Annotated in this window: 18 protein-coding genes; 5 read left to right on the top strand and 13 right to left on the bottom strand. The window is 72.4% G+C overall.

Going from position 1 to position 21,446, the window contains the following annotated elements; translation table 11 throughout:
* Nucleotides 1-28: 28 nt before the first annotated feature.
* Entirely contained in the window at nt 29-1,870 is a 1,842-nt protein-coding gene (locus tag WMF22_RS50145; RefSeq protein WP_438034348.1) for an STAS domain-containing protein, read from the top strand.
* 28 nt (nt 1,871-1,898) lie between these two features.
* Here the strand turns inward: WMF22_RS50145 and thrC are convergent, their stop codons facing one another.
* Together thrC and WMF22_RS50135 are read right to left on the bottom strand one after the other, a co-directional pair.
* Nucleotides 1,899-3,239: a threonine synthase gene (gene thrC / locus WMF22_RS50140; protein ID WP_438034347.1), complete on the bottom strand. Its 1,341-nt coding sequence runs from the start codon at nt 3,237-3,239 to the stop codon at nt 1,899-1,901.
* A 52-nt stretch (nt 3,240-3,291) separates the two neighbouring features.
* Complete coding sequence (locus WMF22_RS50135; protein ID WP_437296918.1) at nt 3,292-4,377, bottom strand: serine/threonine-protein kinase; 1,086 nt, start codon at nt 4,375-4,377, stop codon at nt 3,292-3,294.
* A 127-nt stretch (nt 4,378-4,504) separates the two neighbouring features.
* Between WMF22_RS50135 and WMF22_RS50130 the strand changes: the two genes are divergently transcribed.
* Both WMF22_RS50130 and WMF22_RS50125 read left to right on the top strand, forming a co-directional pair.
* Nucleotides 4,505-4,828, top strand: coding sequence for a hypothetical protein (locus tag WMF22_RS50130; protein ID WP_438034346.1), 324 nt, complete (start codon nt 4,505-4,507; stop codon nt 4,826-4,828).
* Nucleotides 4,803-5,459, top strand: a complete 657-nt coding sequence (locus WMF22_RS50125; protein ID WP_437296916.1) for a nucleotidyl transferase AbiEii/AbiGii toxin family protein — start codon at nt 4,803-4,805, stop codon at nt 5,457-5,459. Before WMF22_RS50130 ends, WMF22_RS50125 begins: the two co-directional genes overlap by 26 nt.
* A gap of 79 nt (nt 5,460-5,538) precedes the next feature.
* Here WMF22_RS50125 and WMF22_RS50120 read toward each other — a convergent pair whose 3' ends face one another.
* Nucleotides 5,539-6,903 (bottom strand): NAD(P)/FAD-dependent oxidoreductase, encoded by a 1,365-nt coding sequence (locus tag WMF22_RS50120; RefSeq protein WP_438034345.1) that lies wholly within the window; start codon nt 6,901-6,903, stop codon nt 5,539-5,541.
* A gap of 56 nt (nt 6,904-6,959) precedes the next feature.
* On the opposite strand from WMF22_RS50120, the gene WMF22_RS50115 reads away from it, so the two are divergent.
* On the top strand, nt 6,960-8,195 hold the full coding sequence (locus WMF22_RS50115) for a hypothetical protein (protein WP_437296914.1): 1,236 nt from the start codon (nt 6,960-6,962) through the stop codon (nt 8,193-8,195).
* Between the two features lie 24 nt (nt 8,196-8,219).
* Here the strand turns inward: WMF22_RS50115 and WMF22_RS50110 are convergent, their stop codons facing one another.
* The 9 genes from WMF22_RS50110 to WMF22_RS50070 all read right to left on the bottom strand — a co-directional run bounded on the left by WMF22_RS50110 (nt 8,220) and on the right by WMF22_RS50070 (nt 18,910).
* On the bottom strand, nt 8,220-9,287 hold the full coding sequence (locus WMF22_RS50110; protein WP_438034344.1) for a GAF domain-containing protein: 1,068 nt from the start codon (nt 9,285-9,287) through the stop codon (nt 8,220-8,222).
* 50 nt (nt 9,288-9,337) lie between these two features.
* Nucleotides 9,338-10,306 carry a histone deacetylase family protein gene (locus tag WMF22_RS50105; RefSeq protein ID WP_438034343.1) on the bottom strand — a complete coding sequence of 323 codons (969 nt, stop codon included), beginning with the start codon at nt 10,304-10,306 and terminating at the stop codon, nt 9,338-9,340.
* Nucleotides 10,303-11,709, bottom strand: a complete 1,407-nt coding sequence (locus WMF22_RS50100; protein ID WP_438034342.1) for an aminotransferase class III-fold pyridoxal phosphate-dependent enzyme — start codon at nt 11,707-11,709, stop codon at nt 10,303-10,305. Before WMF22_RS50100 ends, WMF22_RS50105 begins: the two co-directional genes overlap by 4 nt.
* Before the next feature lie 34 nt (nt 11,710-11,743).
* Nucleotides 11,744-14,068 (bottom strand): FdhF/YdeP family oxidoreductase, encoded by a 2,325-nt coding sequence (locus WMF22_RS50095; RefSeq protein WP_438034341.1) that lies wholly within the window; start codon nt 14,066-14,068, stop codon nt 11,744-11,746.
* Nucleotides 14,065-14,934 (bottom strand): formate dehydrogenase accessory sulfurtransferase FdhD, encoded by an 870-nt coding sequence (locus WMF22_RS50090; protein WP_438034340.1) that lies wholly within the window; start codon nt 14,932-14,934, stop codon nt 14,065-14,067. The genes WMF22_RS50095 and WMF22_RS50090 overlap by 4 nt, the downstream gene beginning before the upstream one ends.
* Before the next feature lie 228 nt (nt 14,935-15,162).
* Complete coding sequence (locus tag WMF22_RS50085; RefSeq protein ID WP_438034339.1) at nt 15,163-15,942, bottom strand: hypothetical protein; 780 nt, start codon at nt 15,940-15,942, stop codon at nt 15,163-15,165.
* Nucleotides 15,943-15,951: 9 nt separating this feature from the next.
* Nucleotides 15,952-16,395, bottom strand: coding sequence for a hypothetical protein (locus tag WMF22_RS50080; RefSeq protein WP_437296907.1), 444 nt, complete (start codon nt 16,393-16,395; stop codon nt 15,952-15,954).
* A 98-nt stretch (nt 16,396-16,493) separates the two neighbouring features.
* Nucleotides 16,494-17,492 (bottom strand): hypothetical protein, encoded by a 999-nt coding sequence (locus WMF22_RS50075; RefSeq protein ID WP_438034338.1) that lies wholly within the window; start codon nt 17,490-17,492, stop codon nt 16,494-16,496.
* Nucleotides 17,489-18,910 (bottom strand): aminotransferase class III-fold pyridoxal phosphate-dependent enzyme, encoded by a 1,422-nt coding sequence (locus WMF22_RS50070; RefSeq protein ID WP_438034337.1) that lies wholly within the window; start codon nt 18,908-18,910, stop codon nt 17,489-17,491. Before WMF22_RS50070 ends, WMF22_RS50075 begins: the two co-directional genes overlap by 4 nt.
* 81 nt (nt 18,911-18,991) lie before the next feature.
* Here WMF22_RS50070 and WMF22_RS50065 point away from each other — a divergent pair, with 81 nt between their 5' ends.
* Entirely contained in the window at nt 18,992-20,434 is a 1,443-nt protein-coding gene (locus WMF22_RS50065) for an aldehyde dehydrogenase family protein (protein WP_438034336.1), read from the top strand.
* Between the two features lie 77 nt (nt 20,435-20,511).
* Here the strand turns inward: WMF22_RS50065 and WMF22_RS50060 are convergent, their stop codons facing one another.
* The gene (locus WMF22_RS50060) at nt 20,512-21,309 is read right to left on the bottom strand and encodes a DUF4142 domain-containing protein (protein WP_438034335.1); all 798 of its coding nucleotides are present in this window, start codon (nt 21,307-21,309) and stop codon (nt 20,512-20,514) included.
* Between the last annotated feature and the right edge of the window lie 137 nt (nt 21,310-21,446).

Raw genomic sequence — 21,446 nt, 5'->3', positions numbered from 1 at the left:
CCCGGACCCACGCTCCAAGGACTCGGTGATGGGGGATCCCAGCTGGCAGCAGAACCGGCGCGTTTTACTGATCGACGACGACGAGGCCATCCACGAGGATTTCCGCAGGACCCTCCGATCCGAGGTGGAGGGCTCGACCTTCGCGAGCCCCCAGCCGACGCTGTTCCGCGAGCCGCCCGCCCGGCGGCCGGTGAGGTTCGAGCTCACGTCCGCGACCCGCGGGGAGGAGGGCCTGGCGAAGGTCCGCGAGGCGCTGCACGGCGGCGCGCCGTACGCGCTCGTGTTCGTGGACGCGCGCATGCCGGGGTGGGACGGCGTCGAGACGCTCTCGCGCATCTGGAAGGAGGACGGCGCCATCCAGGCGGTCCTCTGCGCGGCGGACGCGGATGACTCGTGGGAGGAGATCGCCGCCCGGTTCGGGCAGACCGACAACCTCCTCATCCTCGCCAAGCCGTTCGACCCGAGCGAGGTCCGCCAGATGGCCTTCGCGCTCACCGAGAAGTGGAACCAGCGCCGCGCCCTCGCGGCGGCCAATTACAAGGTGTCGACGCAGTACACCGTGACCAGGATCCTGGTCGAGTCGACGACGCTCTCCGAGGGCGTCCCGGCGCTCCTCGGCGCGCTCGGGGAGACGCTCGGCTTCCGGTTCGCCGCCCTGTGGCTCGGCGACGACGAGAGCGACGGGCTGCGCTGCGAGCACACCTGGAGCGCCGCGCCCGACGACGCGATCGCGCTCGAGGCGGCGACCCGGGGCGCGCGGTTCGCCCGCGACGCCGGGCTGCCCGGCCGCGCGCTCGCCCAGGGGGAGCCGACCTGGTTCAGCGACCTGGACGCCGAGGCGGACGACCCGCGCGCGCAGGCGGCGCGCGGCGCCGGCCTCCGCTTCGCGGTCGAGCTCCCCATCGCGGTCCGCGCCGACGCGCAGGTCGCGGCCGTGCTGGAGCTCATGGACGCCGAGCCGCGCGCGCCCGATCCGGGGCTGCTCGACGTCCTGCTCGCCGTCGCCGCCAAGGCCGGCCACTTCATCGGCAGCAAGCGCGTGGAGGCGGCCCTGCGCCGGAGCGAGGCGAACAACCGCGCGCTGCTCTACGCCATCCCCGACACGATCCTCCGGATCAGCGGCGACGGCATCTGCCTTGATTTCAAGGCCTCCCGGGATCCGAGGCCGTCGCTCCGCGCCGAGGATCTCCTGCACAGGCACGTCGCCAACGTGTTCCCCGCCCACGTCGCCGAGCAGATCACCGGCCTCGTGGCGCGAGCGCTCGCGGACGAGGCGACGCACGTCTTCGAGTACCAGGAGCAGTCGGCGGGCGGCGCGCGCGACTACGAGGTCCGGATCGCCGGCAGCGACAGGGCGGAGGCGGTCGTCATCGTGCGGGACATCACGGAGCGGAAGCGCGCCGAGGCGGAGACCGAGGCGCGGCGCGCCCGGGAGGAGGCCCTCCGGGCGCAGAACGAGATCCTCGCGGCGCTGTCGACCCCGCTCATCCCGATCAGCGACGACATCGTCGTGATGCCGCTCGTCGGCGCCCTCGACAGCCAGCGGACGCGCCGCGTGCAGGAGACGCTGGTCCGGGGCGTCGCCTCCCGCCGCGCGCACGTCGCGATCCTCGACATCACCGGGGTGCCGCGGATCGACGGCCCGTGCGCCGACGCGCTCCTCGGCGCCGCGACGGCGGTGCGCCTGCTCGGCTCGGAGGTGATCATCACGGGCCTGAGCCCCGACGTGGCCAGGACGCTCATCGAGATCGGCGTCGACATGAGCGGCATCGTCACGCACAACACCCTGCAGAACGGCATCGCCTCCGCGATGATCTCCGCGAACGCGCGCGGACGGCGCCGGCGGCGCCGCGCGAGGTCGCGCGGGTAGCGGCCGGCGGCCCGATCTCGCCGGCGCGTCAGCGCTTGCCGGTCTGCGCGGCGTGCCTGTCGAGGGCGGCGAGGACGCGGTCGTAGTCGGGCGGCAGCGCGACCGGCGGGTTGGCGAGCCGGCTCGTCACGTCCGCGAGCGCGCGCTCGTGGTATTTCACCTTGAACTCCGTGAACTTGAGGCCGTTCGCGGTCGAGACCACGACGACCCGCTGGCGCTTCTCGACGAGGCCCTTCTTCACGAGCTTCTCCAGCGCGGCGAGGGCGACCGCCGTGTGCGGGCAGGTGTACATGCCGGTGCGATCGGCGCGGGCCGCCGCGTCGCAGAGCTCGTCCTCGGTGACCTCCTCCGCGACGCCGTCCATCGCCTTGAGGGCCAGCATCGCCCTCGGCGCGCTCACCGGGTTGCCGATCTGGATCGCGCTCGCCAGGGTCTCCCCCGCCTTCATCGGCACGACCTCGCTCCGCCCCTCGGACCACGCCTTGAAGAGCGGGTTGGCCCGCGCCGCCTGCGCCACGCAGAGGCGCGGGAACCGCGTCGTCAGGCCGAGGTCCTTCAGCATCTTGAAGCCCGCGTAGAGGGCGTAGGCGTTGCCGAGGTTGCCGCTCGGGAGGATGACCCAGTCGGGCAGCGTCCAGTCGAACTGCTGCACGATCTCGATGGCCACGGTCTTCTGGCCCTCGAGCCGCAGGGCGTTCATCGAGTTCGCAAGGTAGACGACGCCGTCGGCCGAGAGGCGCTGCACGATGGCCATGCAGCCGTCGAAGTCGGTGTCCAGCGAGAGGACCAGCGCCCCCGACGCGATCGGCTGGACGAGCTGCGCCGTCGACACCTTGCCCCGCGGCAGCAGCACGACGACGGGCAAGCCGGCCGCCGCCCCGTACGCCGCGAGCGACGCCGAGGTGTCCCCCGTCGACGCGCACGCGATCGCGCGCACCTCGAGGCCCTCGCGGATCGCCTTGTTCACCACCGAGACGAGCACCGTCATGCCGAGGTCCTTGAACGACCCCGTGTGGCTGTTGCCGCAGAGCTTCACCCAGACGTCATCGAGCCCGAGCGTCTTGCCGTAGCGGTCCGCCCAGAACAGGTTCGAGCCGCCCTCGTCCATCGACACGATGGCCTCGTCCGGGACCTCGGGCGCGACCCACTCCCGCTTGCCCCAGACCCCGGAGCCGTAGGGCCACACCGTGCGCTTGTAGCGCTCGTCGAAGAGCTTCATCCACGTCGCGGGGCTCCGGTCACGGAGCGCGTCGATGTCGTGGGCGACGTCGAGCAGGCCGCCGCAGGTGGGGCAACGGTAGAGGGGCTGCGTCAGCGGGTAGCTGCCGGCACAACCGGTCAGGCATCGGAATGCAGCAGAGTAGGCCATGGCAATCGGATCTCCTGGGTGGCGGGAAGCGCCCGCGGGAGGTGGTGTCGGTTCAGTCGAAGCGTGGGGCTTCCATGCCGAGCCGCCTATAGAAGTAGATCGCCGCGTTCCTGGCAAACGATCCCTGCGGGAGGTAGACGTCGCTGGGCTCGCGCAGCGGCTCGCCGGCCGAGAGCGGCCCGTCCCGGTCGCCGGCCAGCCGCTCGAGATCCTCGAGGAACGCTTCCATGGAGGGATAGCGGTTGTTCGGGCTCTTGCGGATCGCCTTCAGGATCACGGACTCGAGCAGCGGATCGAGGCTCCGGCGCTTCTCCGAGGGGCGGGGCGGCGGGGTCACGAGCTGCCTGGCGAGGAGCTCCGACTGCTCCGAGCGCGGGAACGGCAGCTCCCCGGTGAAGGCCCGGAACATGACGACGCCGAGCCCGTAGACGTCGGTGCGGGCGTCGGGCAGGTCGCTCACGACCTGCTCGGGCGCCATGTACTCGAGGGTGCCCACGGCGGTGCCGGTCGCCGTGATCAGGTCGGCGGCCTGGATCTTCGCCAGGCCGAAATCGAGCACCTTGACCGCGTACGGGTCGCCCTGCGGGCCCACGAGGTAGATGTTGTCCGGCTTCACGTCGCGGTGGATGATCCCGGCCCGGTGCGCGGCGGCGAGCCCGGACGCGGCCTGGGAGAGCACCGGGATGGCGAGGTCCGCGTCCATGCGGCGCTCGCGCCGGAGCCAGTCGCCGAGCGACTCGCCGAAGAGGTACTCCATCACGAGGTAGGGCGCGCCGTCTTCCGAGCGCGTGCCGGCGTCGAGCACCCGGACGATGTTCGGGTGCCCGATCGTCGCGGCGCTCTGCGCCTCGCGCACGAACCGCTCGCGTGTCCGCTCCGCCCGGGCGGCGAACTCCTCGAGGACCTTGATGGCGACCGGCTGGCCCGTCGCGATCTCGACCGCGAGGTAGACGCGCGCCATCGCCCCTTTGCCGAGGTAGCCGCGCACCTCGTAGCGCTCGCCAAGGACGGTCCCGCGCAGCCGGGTCGGCTTGTACCGGAACAGGTCGACGCGCCGGCCCTCGGTGAGCTCCGCGCCGTCGTAGGGGCAGAACCGATGGCCCGCGTCGTACTCCCGGTGGCAGCGCGCGCAGAACATGGCCCCGCATCGAATAGCGCCCCGCGCTCCGGCCACGCAAGCCCGCTCGGGAGAGGCCGCTCGGCCGAGGGGATTCTCCTTGCGGGCAGGTGTTGCCTCCGGCAATTTGCGAGGGTGGCGCCATCGTGTGCCGGGGGACGACATGCCGCTGCCGCCGACCTCACAACGCCTGCTCGATCCCGACGCCGTGCCGTATTTCCTGTGGGATCTGGGCATCACCGTCGCGGAGGCGCGTCGGATCCTCGCGCGTGAGGCTTCCCCGACCCGGGATGACCTGATCGCCCGCATCCTCCGTGAGGCCAACAGCCGCGACGTATGGACGCTGCTCGATTGGCCCGCCATCGAGGAGGCCTGGCCTCGGGTCGTGCACCGCCTGGGGCGCGCCCGTGGCGTCTGGACGATGATGCTCGAGCGTCGCCGGGAGCATGTCCGGACTACCGCGGCTGCCTGAGCTGGCCGAGCGCTTGGTCCTCGCGGCCCAGGACGCATCGCCCGCGGTGCGGCTGGTCGGAGGCTCAGGGCTCGCGTTGCTGCTCGATCACCGGCGCTCCGACGATCTGGACCTCTTCTGCGGGTTGCGCGAGGACGTAGAGCCGATTGTCCGCGCGCTGGAGGCTGCGGCGGCCGCCTCGACCGTCGGCGTCATGCGCGTGAGGTCTGCACCTGGCTTTGTGCGGCTCGAGGTTGCCTCTGGACCAGAGGTCCTCCGCGTCGATGTCGCGTCGGATGCATCGCCGAGGCTGGTCGAGGCGGACACGTACGTCGGTCGTATCCGGGTCGAGGCGCTCCGCGATCAGCGTGCGAACAAGATCGTGGCGCTCCTCGGGCGGTCGGAGCTGCGCGATCTCGTCGACCTGTTCTTCATCGACCGCGCCGGCTTCCCGATCCTCCTGGGCTTCGAGGATGCCCTGAAGAAAGATAGCGGAATGGATCCGGCGTGGTTCGCCTGGGCGGTGTCCCAGATCGAGCTGAAGCCGCTGCGCGGCATGGTCGTGCCGCTCCCAGAGCAGGAGTTGGAGGCGTTCAAGGAGTCGCTGCGCCGAGGAGCGCTGGACCGCGCCGGCGCAGGCGAGAGCGTCTGACGGAGCAAGCTCTGAGAGGTGACGGCGATGCGTTCGCGCGCGAGTTCCCGGCGCGCGCAGGAGCTGCCTCGCGCCGCGCTCACGCCGCCTTGCGCGGCGAGCGCCCCGTCAGCTTGGTGTACGCGTGATAGCCGAGCCAGCGGAGCGGCTCGGGCGGGACGCCCCGGAGGGGGGCCATGTAGAACGGCAGATCCCGCCACCGCGCGTCGTCGCCCGCGTAGATGTCGCAGAGCACGCGGCCCGCGAGGTTGGCGAGCGTCACGCCGTGGCCGCTGTAGCCAAGGGCGTAGTACACGTTCCGGTGCTCGCCGCGCACCCCCATGCTGCAGAGCCGGCTCATCGTGATGCCGAGGGTGCCCGTCCAGCGGTGCGCGATCCGCAGCCGCTCGGCCGCAGGGAAATAGCCGGTGAGCCGGCGCCGGATGGCCTCGAACGCCGGCCCCGCCGACTCGGGTGTGCCCGGGTAGGAGGTCTTGTTCCCGTAGAGGTAGGCGTACGCTGCGTTGCAGCCCCCGCCGAACACGAGCTCACCGGCGGGCGTCATGCTGGCGTACGCGATCCGGTCGCGGTCGTCGCTGAAGCCGGCGACCTGCCCCCAGCCGAGCGCGGCGCGCGCCTCGGCGTCGAGCGGCTCGGTCGCGATGACGTGCGAGTGCAGCGGAAAGATGCCGGTCTTGAAGTAGCCGAGGCGCGGCGTGTAGCCGTTGGTGGCGAGCACGAGAGCCGCGGCCCGGACGACGCCGCCCGGCGTTGTCAGCTCGATCGTGCGCCCCTCCCGGATCCCGAGCACCGGCGTGTCCTCGTGGACGGCGACCCCCCACGCGAGCAGCAGCGGGCGCAGGCAGCGCAGCAGGTCCACCCCGTTCAGCTGCCCCTCGGTCGCGTCCAGCACGGCCCCGGCCGCGCCCTGGATCCCGAGCCGCTTCGAGAGCGCCGCGCTGTCCAGGTACTGTAGCGAAATGCCCCAGCTGGCCAGCTGCTCCACCCGCGCGTGCGCCGCCTCGGCCCGGCGCGCGTCGGTGAGCACCTCCATGCATCCGTCGCGGCGGTGGCGCACAGGGAGGTCGTGCTCCTGGATCATCCCGACGATGCCGTCGATCCCCGCGCGCGTCGTCTCGTACACGCGGCGCGTGAGCTCCGGATCGCGAGAGCCCACCCCGTTGATCCAGTTCAGCATCATCCCCCCGTTGCGCCCGCTCGCGCCGTTCGCGAGATGACGCGCCTCGAGGATCATGATGCGGAGGCTCGGAAATCGGCGGATCAGATGGTATGCGGTGGAGATCCCGGTGAACCCTCCTCCGATGATGGCCACGTCGGCCGCCGCGTCCGCGCGCAGCGGAGGGGCGGGCTCATAGACCGGGCCCGCCTCGCTCCACACGGAGCGCGCGGAATCGATGTGCGTGTGCATGGGCGTGTGCGTGCCGACGAGCGCTGCGCGAGCCACGATGATCACCTATCAGAGGGATGCGCCTCTGGCACCATGAACCCCGGGAGCCCTGCTTGAAGCGACGTGTCCGGCTCTGCATGAAGGATCTCTTCCACCAGGACGTGGTGGAGATGATCGAGCGCGAAACCCGCAAATACCAGATCTGGTCCATCGAGGATCCTTCCGACCCGGACTTCGACGCGGCGTATCAGATCCTCTGGGACTGCTTCGGTCCTCATGGGGAGATGGAGCGCAAGGAGGCGATCGAGGCGTTCCTCCGCGACGACCCGTTCACGCCCGAGCCGTCGGGCACGTACATGCGCTACTTCCTGCTCGTGGCGCGAGACGCGGACGGAAAGGTGCGCGGCGTCCGCGACGGCACCGTGCTCATCAATCCGGCGTACGCCCCGGACCTCTGCGTCATCTACCTCGCTCATATCTTCATGATCCCCGAGGCGCGCGGGACGGTGCTGTCGTACTGGCTGCGCATCTCGCCGGTCGAGCTCGCCATGCAGTACCTCACCGACCTGCACGCGATGGGGAAGATCACGCTCCCCGCGCCGTCGGCCCCGGGCAAGTACTTCGGGATGAACGTCGATCTCGCGGCCGAGGTCGAGTACTTCACGCCGGAAGAGCGCCTGTCGTGGCAGCGCATCCTGTTCTACGGCCGAGGCGGGTTCGACGCCATCAACCCGCGCCACTTCCCCTACCGCCAGCCCGACTTCCGCGATCCCGAGGTGATCCGCGCGACCGGCAACCAGCCGTCTCCCTTCATGGTCCTCGTGCGGCGCATGGGCCGCGAGCGGCAGGCGCAGCTGCCGATCGACGAGGCGAGGGCGCTCATGCGGCTCCTGTACGACGACTTCGCGGATCACTGCGCGCCGCACCTGCTCGAGAACAGCCTCCAGCTCGTCCTCGACCGGCTGGAGGAGCGGGCGAAGCGGAAGAGCTTCGTCGAGCTCTTGCCGCTCCCGACCGGGCCCAGGGATCTGCACCGGCTGAAGCCGCTCTTCCGGTACAACGTGTTCACGAGGTACTATCCGGACAGCCCCGACATCCGCGGTTACCTGAAGAACAGCGGTATCCGCGAGAGGCTGCTCGCGAACCCGCGCCACCTCGACGAGGAGCTCGCCCGCATCGCCCGGGAGCTGGAGACCCGTCCTCCGTTCGTCTACGGGAGCCGGGACAAGACCGCGACCTGGGAGGGCACGCCGCTCGCGCCGGGCTCGGAGCCGCTCGCTGACGGGCCCGACGCGGGCGAGATCACCCGCGAGGTGCCGGCGCCGCCGTCGACCCTGCCGCCACGGTGATCCCCCAGGACGGCGCCGCGCTGATCACGCCGCCCCGGGCGGAGCGGCGCCACCGCGCCCGGGGCCGGCCGTCGCGGCCCGCGCGCGCAGGGCGCCCGCGCGGAGCCTTTGCACCGCGGCGGAGGCGGCCTCGTGGGCGTCGAGCGCGCCGCGCAGCACGAGCGCCCGCCCCTTGGCCGCGGCGGCCTCTCCCAGCGTCCCATCGAGCACGCCCTCGGCGAGCCGTACGAGCGGGCCGATCTCGGCGAGGTTCCGCGCGAGCGCCCGGGCCTCCGTCGCGAGCCCGGACGCCGCCTCGCAGGGCGAGGCGCTCGCGATGGCCGCGGCCTCCTCGCAGAGCCCTTCCGCGACGGGGCCCATGTCGCGCCAGCACGACACGGCCGCGCGCAGGCTGGCCGGCGTGACGTGCGTCGTGCGCGACGCGTGCGAGGCGTGCGAGGCGTGCGACACGTCGTTCGCGCGCGCCGCGTCGACCCGCGGCCCCGCCGTCGCCGCCTGCGCCGCGGCGATGACGGGCGAGAGGGCGAGGAGCGCGCGCTCCAGGGCGCGGGTGGCCTGCTCGACGCGGACGAGGCGCTCCTGCACGTCGGCGCTGGCCAGCGGGGCGTCGCTCAGCGTGAGCGCCGAGAGCCGGCCGGAGACGTCGATGGCGAGCTGCTCGAGGGCGCCGACGATGCGCTGGTCGAAGCGGCGCGGGACGACGTCGAGCACGCAGAGCGCTCCGAGCACGTGCCCGTGCGCGCGCACCGGCACGCCCGCGTACGCGCGGATGCCGTAGCTCTCGACGAGCTCCTTCGGGACGCGCTCGTCGCGCAGCGCGTCGTCGACGATGAGCGGCACCTCGTCGAGCACGACGAGCTGGCAGAAGGAGTTGCTCCTCGACGTCGCGCAGCTCACGGCGAGCTCGAGGGGGAGCCCGTGCTGCGCGCGCAGGAGCTGGACGTGGCGCACGAGCAGGCTGACCACGGCGATGGGCGACCGGGCCAGCTTGGCGGCCCGCACCACGCAGGCGTCGAGGATGGCGTCCGCGTCGGCGCGCAGCACGGCGCCGCGCAGCTCGGCCAGGCGGACGGGGTCGTTCAGGTCGGCCATCGCGCGATGCTATCTCGCCTGGCGGGGCGCGGGTCGGCCGAGGTCACCGGTCACCCCGCGCGCGCCGCCGCTTCCCTCGCCCGCACCGCCGCGATGAAGGTGCGGAGGTGCACCTCGACCACCCGGCTCACGTCGGGCGTGTACCCACCCGCGAGCACCCACGCGATCGGGACGCCCCGCTCGAGCGCGGTCCGGAACACGATCTGGTCGCGCGCGTGGAGATCGTCGTGCGTCAGGTCGAGCGGCGAGTACGGGTCCTCGCGGTACGGATCCGCGCCGGCCTGGTAGAGGATCAGGTCGGGCGCGGCGCGGTCGATCGCCGGGCCGAGGTGCCGCTCCAGGATCTCGAGGTAAGCGGCGCCGCCGCTCCCGTTCGGGACCGGAACGGACCAGCAGTTCTCGGTGTCCGGGGCGCGCTCGCCCTCGACGTCCCGGTGCGCTTTGTTCTGCTTGTACCAGCTGCCATAGATGGAGAGCTGGGACGCCCAGGGGCGCGACGCGAGCAGCGAGGCGGTGCCGTTGCCGTAGTGGAGGTCCATGTCGACCACCAGGCCGCGGCGGATGCGCCCCTCGGCGCGCGCGCGCTCCAGCGCGACGACGAGGCCGTTGAAGGTGCAGAAGCCCTCGCCGTGGCCCTCGTGCGCGTGGTGGAAGCCGCTCGCGAGGTTGCCCGCGACGCCGTCCTCGAGGGCCGCGGCGGCGGCGGCGACGCAGCCGCCGTTCGTGAAGCGCACCGCCCCGGCGAGCGCCGGCGACCACGGGAGCTTCTGCGACTCGGCCAGCGCCCGGGGCTCGCCGGTCGCGATCGCCTGGACGTACCCGGGCGCGTGGACGCGCAGGAGGTCCTCGTCGCCGATCGCCTCGGGCGCCTCGATGCGCGCGGGCAGGCCGCTCCGCTCGATCGCCTCGCGCACGAGCGCGAACTTGCGCATCGGCATGACGTGCTCGCCGATGTCCGCGAAATAGCGCGGCGTGTGGAACACCCGGATCGGCGGCGAGGCGGCGGCGCCGGAGGTCACTTGCAGACCGACTCGAGGTGATCGAGCGCCTCTCCGACGTGGCGCGGGGCGAAGATCAGCGCCGGCCGGAAGCGGAGCGTGCGCTCGCCCGAGCCGCCCACCTCGAGGCCGCGGTTGCGGAGCGCGGTGAGCGCCGCGTCGCGCCGGGCGGCGTGGGGGAAGTCGACAGCGGCGAAGGTGCCGCTGCCGCGGGCGCCGGAGAGCACCGCGGGGTAGCGCCGGCAGAGGTCCTCGAGGCCGGCGACCAGGCGCTCGCCGGTCGACCGCGTGTTCTCGAGGAGCCGGTCGCGCTCGATGACCTCGAGGATCACCTCGAGCTGCGCGCCGCGGAGCGGGTCGCCGAGCCAGGTGTTGAAGACGCGCAGCGGCTCGATCGGCGCGAGCTCCTCGCGGCAATAGAAGCCGCCGAGCTGCATCTTCTTGGAGAACGTGACCATGTCCGGCGGCTCGGGCAGGTCCCACGCCTCGTGCGCCCAGAGCGCGCCGGTCCCGCCGCCGCAGGTCTGCACCTCGTCGAGGATGAGCGCGACGCCGCGCTCCGCGGTGAGGCGGCGGAGCGCCTGGAAGAAGGCCGGGCTCGCGTGGCGGTCCCCGCCCTCGCCCTGGATGGGCTCGACGATGACCGCGGCGACCTCGTCCGGGTGGGCGTCGAGCGCCGCCTCGACCGCCTCGAGCGAGCGCGCCTCGGCGGCGCGGTTCTGCTCGACGTGCGCCGCGAGGGGGAAATGGCTCGCGGGGAACGGCGCGACGGGCCAGTCGAACGCGGGGATGTCGAGCTTGTGGATCGGCTTGCTCCGCGTCGCCGAGAGGGCGCCCATGCTGCGGCCGTGGAAGCCGCCGTCGAAGGAGAGCACCTTGAAGGCGTTCACGCCGGGCTGCCGGTTGAGCATGACGGCGGCGAGGTCGCCGTCGCTCGGCTGCGCGCCGCCGCGCCGGCGCCGGGCGAGCCGGATGAACGCGGCCTTGAGCGCGTTCTCGACCGCCTCCGCGCCGGTCGTGAACGTGAAGACGCGCGTGTGCCCCTTCGGCGCGACGCGCATCAGCGTCTTCTCGACGAGGTCGACCCACTCGGGCGCGGGCGCGACGCCGAGCGCGGAGCGGTAGCCGGCGCACCAGTCGAAGCGGCCGCTGCGCCACGCGGCGAGCAGGTCCGGGTGGTTGTAGCCGATGGGCACGGCGGCGATGTGCCCGTACACGTCGAGCAGCACGTTGCCGTCCACGTCGACCATGTAGTTGCCCAGGCTCTTGCGCGCGTCCTGATAGAAGTGGATCGGTCGCGCGTCCTGGTGGCGATGGTGGCGGGCGCGGAGCGCCTCGGACGCAGGCCCCGGGATGGCGGTGCGCATCGAGGCGCGCTCGGGCTCGCCGGGGATGGGCGGGGGGATGTCGGTCGGGGCGTTCATGGTCGGACTCCAATGCAACGGGGGCGGCGGAGCGTCACGCGGATCCGTCGGTCGCGACCGCCGCCCGGACGCGCACGACGATCGATTTCGACGCGGGCGTGTGGCTCTTCTCGGCGATGCTGCCGAGCGGCACGAGCACGTTCGCCTCGGGGAAGTAGGCCGCGACGTTGCCGCGGGGGATCGTGTACAGCACGACGCGGAACGCGCGCGCGGCGCGCTCCCCGTCGGAGAAGCGGCTCGTGACGTCGACGAGGTCCCCCTGGGCGAGCCCGCGCTCGGCCGCGTCCTCGGCGTTCATGAACACGACGCGGCGCCCGCCCCGGACGCCGCGGTAGCGGTCGTCGAGCCCGTAGATGGTCGTGTTGTACTGGTCGTGGCTGCGGATCGTCATCATCAGGAGCTCGCCCGGCTCGAGATCGTGCCGCGGGAGCGGGTGGATCACGAAGTTCGCCTTGCCCGTCGCCGTGCGGAACTCGCGCCGCGCCGCCGCGTTCGGCAGGGCGAAGCCGCGCGGGTCCCGGACGCGCGCGTTGAAGTCGTCGAAGCCGTCGATCGTGCGCTCGATGAGATCGCGGATCCTGTCGTAGTCGGCGGTGAGCTCCTCCCACGGCACGCGCGAGCGCGCGCCCAGCGCCGCGCGGGCGAGGCCCGCGACGATGGCCACCTCGCTGCGCAGCAGCTCCGAGGCCGGCGGGAGGCTGCCGCGCGAGCTCGAGACGACGCCCATCGAGTTCTCGACGGTCACGAACTGCGGCCCGCCCGCCTGCATGTCGCGCTCGGTGCGGCCGAGGCAAGGCAGGATGAGCGCGCGCCTTCCCGTCACGAGGTGCGCCCGGTTCAGCTTGGTCGAGACGTGCGCGGTGAGGTCGCACCGGGCGAGGGCGCGGGCGGTCAGCGCCGTGTCCGGCGTGGCCGAGAGGAAGTTGCCGCCCAGCGCGAAGAAGACGCGGGCGCGCCCCTCGGCCATCGCCGCGATCGCGGCGACTGTGTCGAGCCCGTGGCGGCGCGGCGGGGAGAAGCCGAAGTTCTGCTCGATCCGATCGAGGAGCTCCGCGGGCGGGCGCTCCCAGATGCCCATCGTCCGGTCGCCCTGCACGTTGCTGTGCCCGCGCACCGGGCACGCGCCCGCGCCGGGCCGCCCGATGTTGCCGCGGAGGAGCAGGAAGCTCATCACCTGCTGCACGTTGGCCACGCCGTTCTGGTGCTGCGTGAGGCCCATGGCCCAGCACGCGATCGTGCGCTCGGAGCGCATCGCGATCTCGGCCGCCGCCCGGATCTGATCGCGCGGGACCCCGCTCTGCGCGACGATGTCGTCCCAGGGCGCGCCGCGCACGGCGCCGGCGAACGCCTCGAAGCCGTGGGTGTGGCTCTCGATGAACGCGCGATCGAGCACGGCGCCCGGCCTCCGCTCCTCTTCTTCGAGCATCTCCTTGATGATCCCGGTGAAGAGCGCGACGTCGCCGTTGATGCGCACCTGGAGGAAGAGCGTCGAGAGCGGCACGCCCGAGCCGACGAGATCGAGCGGGTGCTGCGGGTGCTGGAAGCGCTCGTTGCCGGCCTCGGGGAGCGGGTTCACCGTCACGATCTCGCACCCGCGCAGCCGCGCCTCGCGCAGCGCCGAGAGCATGCGCGGGTGGTTCGTCCCCGGGTTCTGCCCGACGACGAAGATCGCGTCGGCCAGCTCGAAATCGTGGAGGGAGACCGTCCCTTTGCCCACGCCGATGGCCTCGCGCAGGCCGACGCCGCTCGACTCGTGGCACATGTTCGAGCAGTCGGGCAGGTTGTTCGTCCCGAGCTCACGCACGAAGAGCTGGTAGAGGAACGCCGCCTCGTTGCTCGTGCGGCCCGACGTGTAGAAGACGGCCTCGTCCGGCGAGCCGAGCGCGCGCAGCGACGAGGCGACGACGTCGAGCGCCTCGTCCCACGACACAGGCCGGTAGTGCGACGCGCCCTCGTCGAGCAGCATCGGATGGGTGAGCCGCCCCTGCTTGCCGAGCCAGTGGTCGGACTGCCGCGAGAGCGCCTCGACGCTGTGCTCCCGGAAGAACTCGGGCGTGACGCGGCGGAGCGTCGCCTCCTCGGCGACTGCCTTGGCGCCGTTCTCGCAGAACTCCGCGACCGAGCGCTTCTCCTCGGGCTCGGGCCACGCGCAGCCGGGGCAGTCGAAGCCCTCGCCCTGGTTCACGCGGAGGAGCGTGCGCACGGCGCGCGCGACCCCCATCTCGCCGACCGCGTGCCGGAGCGTCGCGCCGACCGCCGGGAGCCCGCCGGCCGCCGCGCTGCGCTCGCCGATCCGGGGCGCCTCGGGCTCGAGCGGCGGCTCGGCCAGCACGTCGCGCGGCACGTCGCGGGCCGTCACGACGCGGCCTCCGCCGGGACCGCGACGGGGACCTCGACGCGCTCCCGGCCCGCGTACACGTTGAACCGCCCGTCGCGGGCGAAGCCGACGAGCGTCATCCCGTGCGCCGCCGCGAGCTCGGCGGCCAGGCTCGAGGGCGCGCCGACGGCGACCATCACCGGGATCGAGGCCCGGAGCGCCTTCTGCACGAGCTCGAACCCGGCGCGCCCGCTGACCATGAGCACCGCGCCCGGGTCGGGCAGCCGCCCCGCGAGCAGCGCGGCGCCGATCAGCTTGTCGACGGCGTTGTGGCGCCCGACGTCCTCGCGAAGATCGGCGAGCGCGCCTCCCGCGTCGAAGAGGGCCGCCGCGTGCAGCCCCCCGGTCCGCCCGAACACCGCCTGCGCGCCGCGGAGCCGCGCGGCTAGGCCATGCACGACGCCCGGCGCGAGCCGGGGGACGCCCCGCGCGAGCGGCACAGGCGGCGCGAGCGCCGCGACGTCGATCGACGCCTTGCCGCAGACGCCGCAGCTCGCGCTAGCGACAGCGAGGGCGCGCTCGGTGCGCCCGAGATCGACGGCAACGTCATCACCGAGCGTCACGCGCACGAGGTCGCCCGAGGGGCCGACGGCCTGCTCGACGGCGACCACGTCGGCCGCGCGGACGATGACGCCCTCGGCGAACAGGAGGCCGACCGCGAGCTCGCGGTCGTTGCCGGGCGTGCGCATCGTGATGCCGAGGCGGCGCGGGGCGCGGCGCTCGTCCCCGGGGGCGCGCCCGACGACGACGATCTCGAGCGGCTCTTCGACGGCCAGCAGGTCCTCGGTGTCCGAGGCGCTCTCGTCCGTGATCCTGCGGATCGAAACGGGGGTGGTGCTTGACGGCATGACGGGCTCGTTCCCTGCTCCATCCTACCGCGCCAGCGGCGCGGCGCCCGATCGAGCAGACCCCTGCGCAGCTGCGCTCGATCGGCGCAGACGCCTCGGGCGGCGCCCCGGTTGGAAGGCGACCGGTGGCCACTCCCTCGGATTCTGACGGATACGTAGGTGGCATCCCCCGCGCGGACGACGGGGCTCATCGTCGACGCCCTCCTCGAGGTGATGCCGGGGTCGGCGTCAGGACGGCGGCGATCCCAGCTTGCGAAGCTCGACGAGCATGGTGTCGAGCTGGCTGTCATTCAGTCCAGAAAGGAGCTTTTGAGCTTCCTTTCGGCGCGGGTCGGGGCTCGTCGGCTGCGGGGTCGGCCAGCCTCGCCCGTTGTCACGCTGCCAGAGAGCCTTCGCGCCAGCGAGGTTGAATTTGGGCAGATAGACGAGCCGCCGCTTGGAGTACACGTCACGCGGCAGCTTGCTGGTCGTGCCCCCGACATCGAACTCTTTCGAGTTTGCGGAGAGCACAGCTGCCTCTGGTGCACGTTCGAGATCGCGATCGGCCAGGATGGCGCTGATGATGTGGAGATCGACGACGTCGGTTCCCCGCATACCCACGCTGGGGAGGAGCGCATCGAGCGCAGCTTGCTCCTCTTGCGGATGGTGGATCATGAAGGGCTTACACCTGACGGTCAGAGCATCCAGCTCCCGCTGCGGATCGGGAAGGTGATACGATGATTCCGCCTTCAAGACGTCTCTCGCGACGGCGAGGAGCGCAGGTTCCTTCAGGTTCCGTGCGGCGGCGGATAGACCTTCAGACACGGCTTTCACCGCCCTGGCATGGTCCTCCGTCTCCCTGTGGACCACGTGTCGCGCCTCGAGAAACGCGGCGACCGGGATGCGCAGCTGGCACTCGCCTCGGTCTGCCGCATCAAGGAGCGACCGCGCTTCGCTCCGCCACGGATGGTGCGGCAAGATGTACGAGACCAGCCAGTTTGTCTCCAGGTAGACGAAGAACGCGCTCATGACGCTTCCTCACGCTGCGTCAGGCAAGCCTTCGTACTCCTCGAGGTCGGCCTCGGCGAGCCCGATCATGGCAGGGAGCATCATCGGAAGCGCCTCGTCCGGCACGGAGCTCCACCATGAGCGCCCCACCGCCTCGAGCCATCGCCTGACCTGAACGTAGAGCCCTTCGCCATGCTCGACGTCTTGGGCAATGCGACTGAACAGCTTGCCAGTCGGTAGCACCTTGACATCATAGGACTCGCTGGAAAAATCGACGGATGTGAACCGATCGGTGATGAAATGAGCGGTCCTGGGCGTGACGAGCACGCCCGCGTGAATGTGACGATCATAGAGCCGGTGTTTGAACCGCTCGATGTCTGGAGGACCCGCCCCGTCGAGCAGGTCGGGTCGCGCCTCGATCAACGCCTCATGCTTGCCCGATCGCGGGTCGGATGCGATGAAGGTGCGCGCCATTCCACGCAGCTAGCATGATGGCGCTGTCCTATCAAGAACGCGGCGGATGGGGCAGAGAGCGCGCTCGTCGAGCGCTCGCTGCAGCAGCACCGCCCAAGCTAGCGCTCTCCTCCGCCGCCCCACGCCGCGCAGAGCCTCTCGAGCTCCCGCTCGGGTACGTCGAGCGGCGCCTCGCCGCGCCACGCCTCCGGGAACAGCGGCATCACCGCGCTCCGGAGCACCGGCGCGAACCCCGCGACCTCCGCCGGCCCTCGCGGGATCCGGATCAGGGGCACGCGCTCGCCCGGGAACGCCGCGAGGCGCGCGAGCGCGTTCTCGCGGATCGGCGCGAGCTCGTCCTGGCTCACCTCGCGCGCGTGGACGGCCTGGTAATGGCGCAGAAACGACTCGGCCCGGGCGCGCGGGATGTCGTCGCGCTCCTCCTCGCCGACCTGGCGCACCACCGCGAGCAGCGGCAGCGGCACCGGCGTGACGCCGAGCGCCGCGGTGTCGCGGAAGTCGGGCTGCGCGTACGGGAGCACGTCCGGCGGGACGATCGCGAACCCCGCGCGCCCGTACGCGATGAGCCGCACCACCGTGTCGCGGTCGTCCGGGTCGACGGCCTCCATCTCGGCGGCGAGCATCACCTCCGCGCCATCGCCCCCTGCCCCCTGGCCCCCAGCGAGCCCCGCGTCGACGATCGCCCGGCGCGCCAGCGCGACCGGCGCCGCGCGCAGCAGGGCGGCGAGGCCGGTGCGGCGGAAGGCCGGCAGGACGAGCGCGTGCGACAGGAGCGCCACGCAGCGCCGCGCCGCCCGGTCCAGCGTGACGTAGCAGTCGCGCACGCCGGCGAGGTGCCCCTCCGCGTCCCGCGCGAGCAGCAGGTGGTACGACGCCGTGATCGGCGCCCCCACGTCCGTGTGCGCCCCGGTGAGCCACGCCCAGAGCACCTCCCGGCGCTCGAGCTCGCCCTTCGGCCCGAAGACCGCGTCGAGCGCCCGGTAGCCCTCGTCGAACGCCGCGCCGTCCCGCGCCTCGTCCACGGAGAACCGCGCGAGCGCCTGCGCGACCTTCTCCGGCCCCTCCCCCGGGCAGACGTCGCGCGGATCGACGATCATCCGGCCATCTCGCGCAGCACCGCGTCGAAGACAGAGGTCGCCTCGTCGACGTCCGACATCGTCGTGATGAGGTGCGGCCGCAGCCGCACCGAGCGCGTCCCCGTGTAGCTCGCGAACACCCCGCGACGGAGCGCGCGCGCGAGGAAATCGTCGCGCGCCGCGGTCGTCGGCAGGTCGAACGCGAGCAGGAAGCCGCGGCCGCGCGGCTCGCTCGCGAGCGCGGGGTAGCGCTCGCAGAGCTCCTCGAGCCGCGAGAGGAAGTGGCGGCCCGCCGCGCGCACGTTGCCGAGCAGGTCCTCGGACTCGATCGCCCGGAGCGTCGCCAGCGCGATCGCGGACCGCGCGCGGTCGCCGTTGCGCGTCTGGTACATGCGCCCGAACTGCGCGACGTCGTACGCGCTCGTCGCGAAGAACCCGCCCATCTGCATCTTCTTCCCGAAGCACATGAGATCGGGCGGGCGCGGCAGATCGAACTGCTCGTGCGCCCAGAGCGTGCCGGTGATCCCCATGCCGGTCTGCACCTCGTCCAGGATGAGCGCCGCGCCCGCCTTCCCGGCGAGCTCCTGCACGCGGCGGAAGAAGGCCGCGCTCGCGTGCCGATCGCCCCCCTCGGACTGCACGGGCTCGACGATCACGGCGGCCACCCGGCCGTCGTGATCGCCGAGGATCCGCTCGAGCGCGGCGAGCGCCTCCGCCTCGGCGCGGTCGTTCTCGTCGGCGAAGCGCGCCAGCGGGAAGCGGCTCGCCGGGAAGGGCGCCGTGGGCCAGGGGAACGCGGGCAGGTCGGCCTTGTGGATCACCTTCGAGTGCGTGGCGGACATCGGCCCGAGGCCCCGGCCGTGGAACGCGCCGGCGAACGACACGACCACCGCGTCGGTGCCCGCGTTGCCAAGGATGAGCTTCTGCTGCTCCTCCGGCAGCTCCAGCGGGTTCCTCGGCAGCCCGGCGGCCTCCCGCCGGCGCTCGCCGTGCCGGATGAACGCCGCCTTGATCGCGGACTCGACGCCCTCGCCCCCGGCGTCCACGCAGAAGACGCGCGCCATGCCGCGCGGCGCGAACCGCTGCTCGAGCGCCTCCACGAACTCGAACCAGGCCGGCGTCGTCACGAACGGCGTCGACGTCGGGTTCGCGACGGCGCGGATGAAGCCCTCGCGGTGCGCCGCCTCGACCAGCGCGGGGTGGTTGTAGCCGAGCGCCCCGAGCGCGAAGTTCGCGAACAGGTCCAGGAACACGTTGCCGTCCACGTCGACCAGCGAGCACCCGCGGCTCGCGATGTCATCCATCACGACCGCGCGGTACCTCGACTGCATGTCGAAGCCGCCGCGCGCCATCCAGGCGCGCGCCTTCGGCCCGGGCAGCTCGGTGACGACTCTTCGCGGAGGGACGGACGGGAGCGTGGGACGATCGGAGAAATCCATAGGCAGCGCGAGTATCCCGCACGCCGGGGCGCCTGTCATCGCCGCTTGCCGCGCCCGGGTGCGCGGGTTTACGACGGGGGCATGGGTGACACGCGCGAGACGGTGAAGGGTCTTTGGATCGACAACGCCGAGCGGGAGGCGCTCTCGGGCGAGACGTTCGAGACCGCGAACCCCGCGACGGGCGGGGCGCTCGCGCGGCTCGCCCGTGGCCGCCGCGAGGACGTGGACGCCGCCGTGGCGTCCGCGCGCGCGGCGTTTCCGCGCTGGGCGGCGATGGATCCGAACGAGCGCGCGCGCATCCTGTGGAAGGCGGGGGAGCTGATCCTCGCGCGGTGCGAGGAGCTCGGGCGGCTCGAGGCGCTCGACACCGGCAAGCCGATCTCGGCCGCGCGGACGATCGACGTGCCGCGCACGGCGGACACGTTCTTCTACTTCTCCGGGTGGGCGACGAAGCTCGGCGGCGAGACGATCCCGGTGCGGGGTCCGTTCCTGAACTACACCGTGCGCGAGCCGCTCGGCGTCATCGGCGCGATCATCCCCTGGAACTTCCCGCTCTTGCTCGCGGCGCGGAAGGTGGCGCCCGCGCTCGCGGTGGGCAACGTGGTGGTCGTCAAGCCGCCGGAGGAGGCGAGCCTCACGACGCTGGAGCTGGCGCGCATCCTCGCGGAGGCGGGGGTGCCGCCGGGCGTCGTCAACGTCGTCACGGGGCACGGCGAGGAGGCGGGGGCGGCGCTCGTCGAGCACCCGGGCGTCGCGAAGATCTCGTTCACGGGCGGCACGGAGACGGGCAGGACGATCATGCGCGCGGCGGCGGGCACGCTGAAGAAGGTGTCGCTGGAGCTGGGCGGCAAGAGCCCCAACATCGTCTTCGCGGACGCGGACGTGGAGAGCGCCGCGAAGGCGGCGGTGACGGCCATCTTCTACAACCAGGGCGAGCTCTGCACGGCGGGGAGCCGGCTCCTCGTGGAGCGGTCGGTGCACGACCGCGTGCTGGAGGTGGTCACGAGCGGCGCGCGCCGGCTGGTCCCCGGCGATCCGCTCGATCCGTCGACGCAGCTGGGCCCCCTCGTCTCGGAGGCGCACTTCACGAAGGTGCTCGGCTACATCGACCGTGGCGCGGCCGAGGGGGCGCGCCGCGAGACCGGCGGGCGCCGCGAGGGCCCGGGGTTCTTCGTCGAGCCGACGGTGTTCTCGGCGGTCTCCCCGTCGATGGCCCTCGCCCGCGAGGAGATCTTCGGCCCCGTGCTGGCGGTCCTCCCCTTCGACGACGTGGAGGAGGCCGCGCGCGTCGCGAACGCGACCGAGTTCGGCCTCGCGGCAGGCATCTGGACGCGCGACGTCGGCAAGGCGCACGCGCTGGCCGCGCGCCTCTCGGCGGGCACGGTCTGGATCAACACGTACAACCGCTTCGACGCGGCGAGCCCGTACGGCGGGTACAAGCAGTCCGGCTTCGGGCGCGAGAACGGCCGCGCGGTGCTGGACGAGCTGACGCAGCTCAAATCGGTCTGGGTCTCGCTAACCTGAGCGGGACGCATCGGCGCTCACGGCGCTGACGACGCGCCCCGCTCTCGTCTCCTTCTCCCCTCCCCGCCTGCAGCCGACTACTTCGGCGGGGGCGCGGCCTCCTGCGTGCCGGGCTTCGTGCCAGGGGCCGGCGGCTGCGCGCCGCCCTGGGTCCCTGTCGCGCCCGCGCCCGCCGGGCCGAGCTTCTGCGAGAGCGCCTCCGCGTCCTTCAGGTGCTTCTCGATCGTCGGCCGGAGGTCCTTCTCGACCATCGCCTTCAGATCGGCGTTCTTCGCGTTCGGCAGCGCCTTCCTGTCGAGGAAGTCGAGCGTGTTCTGGTGATCCTTGATCATCGTGGCCACGAACTGCTGATCGAAATCGGCCCCTTGCAGCGCCTTCAGCTGCTCGATCGCGCTCTGCGTCTCTTCGGTGAGCTGCTTGCTCTTGTCCGAGTCCGCCGCCGTGATACCGAGCTTCTTGACCAGCTTGGCCTGCTTCGCCTTGGCCTCGGTGTGGTGCTGGGCGATGGCCTTGGCATAGGCCTTCACGTCCTTGCTCTTGGCCTTCGTCTGCGCGAGCTGGGCCTCGTCGATCTCCTTCTTGTTCGAGGCGTCGAGCACGGCGAGGATCTGCTCGTCGGTCAGCGGGGCCTCGGCGGGCGCGCTCGGCGTCGTGGCCGTCCCCGGCTGCGTCGCCCCCGCCTGCGGCTCGGTGCCGGGCGGCGGAGCCGGCGGCGTCGCGGGAGGCGCCGCCTCCGGCAGCGGCGGGGCGGCGGTCGGGGCCGGCTGCGGCGGTGCTTCGTTCGTGCTGGGGCTGCTCGCCGGGGGCGTGTTGGAGCAGCCGACGCCGACAGCGAGACCGATCGTCAGGACGAGCGCGTTGCGCGATGCGACCATGGGTAAAGACCTCCTCACGTGGATTCGAGTGCCGGCCCCCGTGCAAGATCCGGTGCACGGCACGGGTGCCCCCTTTTCTCCCGAGTCCACGCGACTGCCTCCCTCCCCGTTGTGGCAAGTTGCCTCGGGAGTGAGCG

This window comes from Sorangium sp. So ce204 (assembly GCF_051526795.1).
Classification (GTDB): domain Bacteria; phylum Myxococcota_A; class Polyangia; order Polyangiales; family Polyangiaceae; genus Sorangium; species Sorangium cellulosum_B.
The sequence above is the reverse complement of the archived record's forward strand: the minus strand, read 5'-3'. Positions and strand labels throughout refer to the sequence as shown.

What these genes read in the sequence shown, in the direction of transcription:
- WMF22_RS50075 (WP_438034338.1), bottom strand. Translation starts at nt 17,492, where the DNA reads ATGATCGTCGATCCGCGCGACGTCTGCCCGGGGGAGGGGCCGGAGAAG.
- WMF22_RS50065 (WP_438034336.1), top strand. Translation starts at nt 18,992, where the DNA reads ATGGGTGACACGCGCGAGACGGTGAAGGGTCTTTGGATCGACAACGCC.
- WMF22_RS50145 (WP_438034348.1), top strand. Translation starts at nt 29, where the DNA reads ATGGGGGATCCCAGCTGGCAGCAGAACCGGCGCGTTTTACTGATCGAC.
- WMF22_RS50080 (WP_437296907.1), bottom strand. Translation starts at nt 16,395, where the DNA reads ATGGCGCGCACCTTCATCGCATCCGACCCGCGATCGGGCAAGCATGAG.
- WMF22_RS50110 (WP_438034344.1), bottom strand. Translation starts at nt 9,287, where the DNA reads ATGGCCGACCTGAACGACCCCGTCCGCCTGGCCGAGCTGCGCGGCGCC.
- WMF22_RS50070 (WP_438034337.1), bottom strand. Translation starts at nt 18,910, where the DNA reads ATGGATTTCTCCGATCGTCCCACGCTCCCGTCCGTCCCTCCGCGAAGA.
- WMF22_RS50100 (WP_438034342.1), bottom strand. Translation starts at nt 11,709, where the DNA reads ATGAACGCCCCGACCGACATCCCCCCGCCCATCCCCGGCGAGCCCGAG.
- thrC (WP_438034347.1), bottom strand. Translation starts at nt 3,239, where the DNA reads ATGGCCTACTCTGCTGCATTCCGATGCCTGACCGGTTGTGCCGGCAGC.
- WMF22_RS50060 (WP_438034335.1), bottom strand. Translation starts at nt 21,309, where the DNA reads ATGGTCGCATCGCGCAACGCGCTCGTCCTGACGATCGGTCTCGCTGTC.
- WMF22_RS50135 (WP_437296918.1), bottom strand. Translation starts at nt 4,377, where the DNA reads ATGTTCTGCGCGCGCTGCCACCGGGAGTACGACGCGGGCCATCGGTTC.
- WMF22_RS50090 (WP_438034340.1), bottom strand. Translation starts at nt 14,934, where the DNA reads ATGCCGTCAAGCACCACCCCCGTTTCGATCCGCAGGATCACGGACGAG.
- WMF22_RS50125 (WP_437296916.1), top strand. Translation starts at nt 4,803, where the DNA reads ATGTCCGGACTACCGCGGCTGCCTGAGCTGGCCGAGCGCTTGGTCCTC.
- WMF22_RS50085 (WP_438034339.1), bottom strand. Translation starts at nt 15,942, where the DNA reads ATGAGCGCGTTCTTCGTCTACCTGGAGACAAACTGGCTGGTCTCGTAC.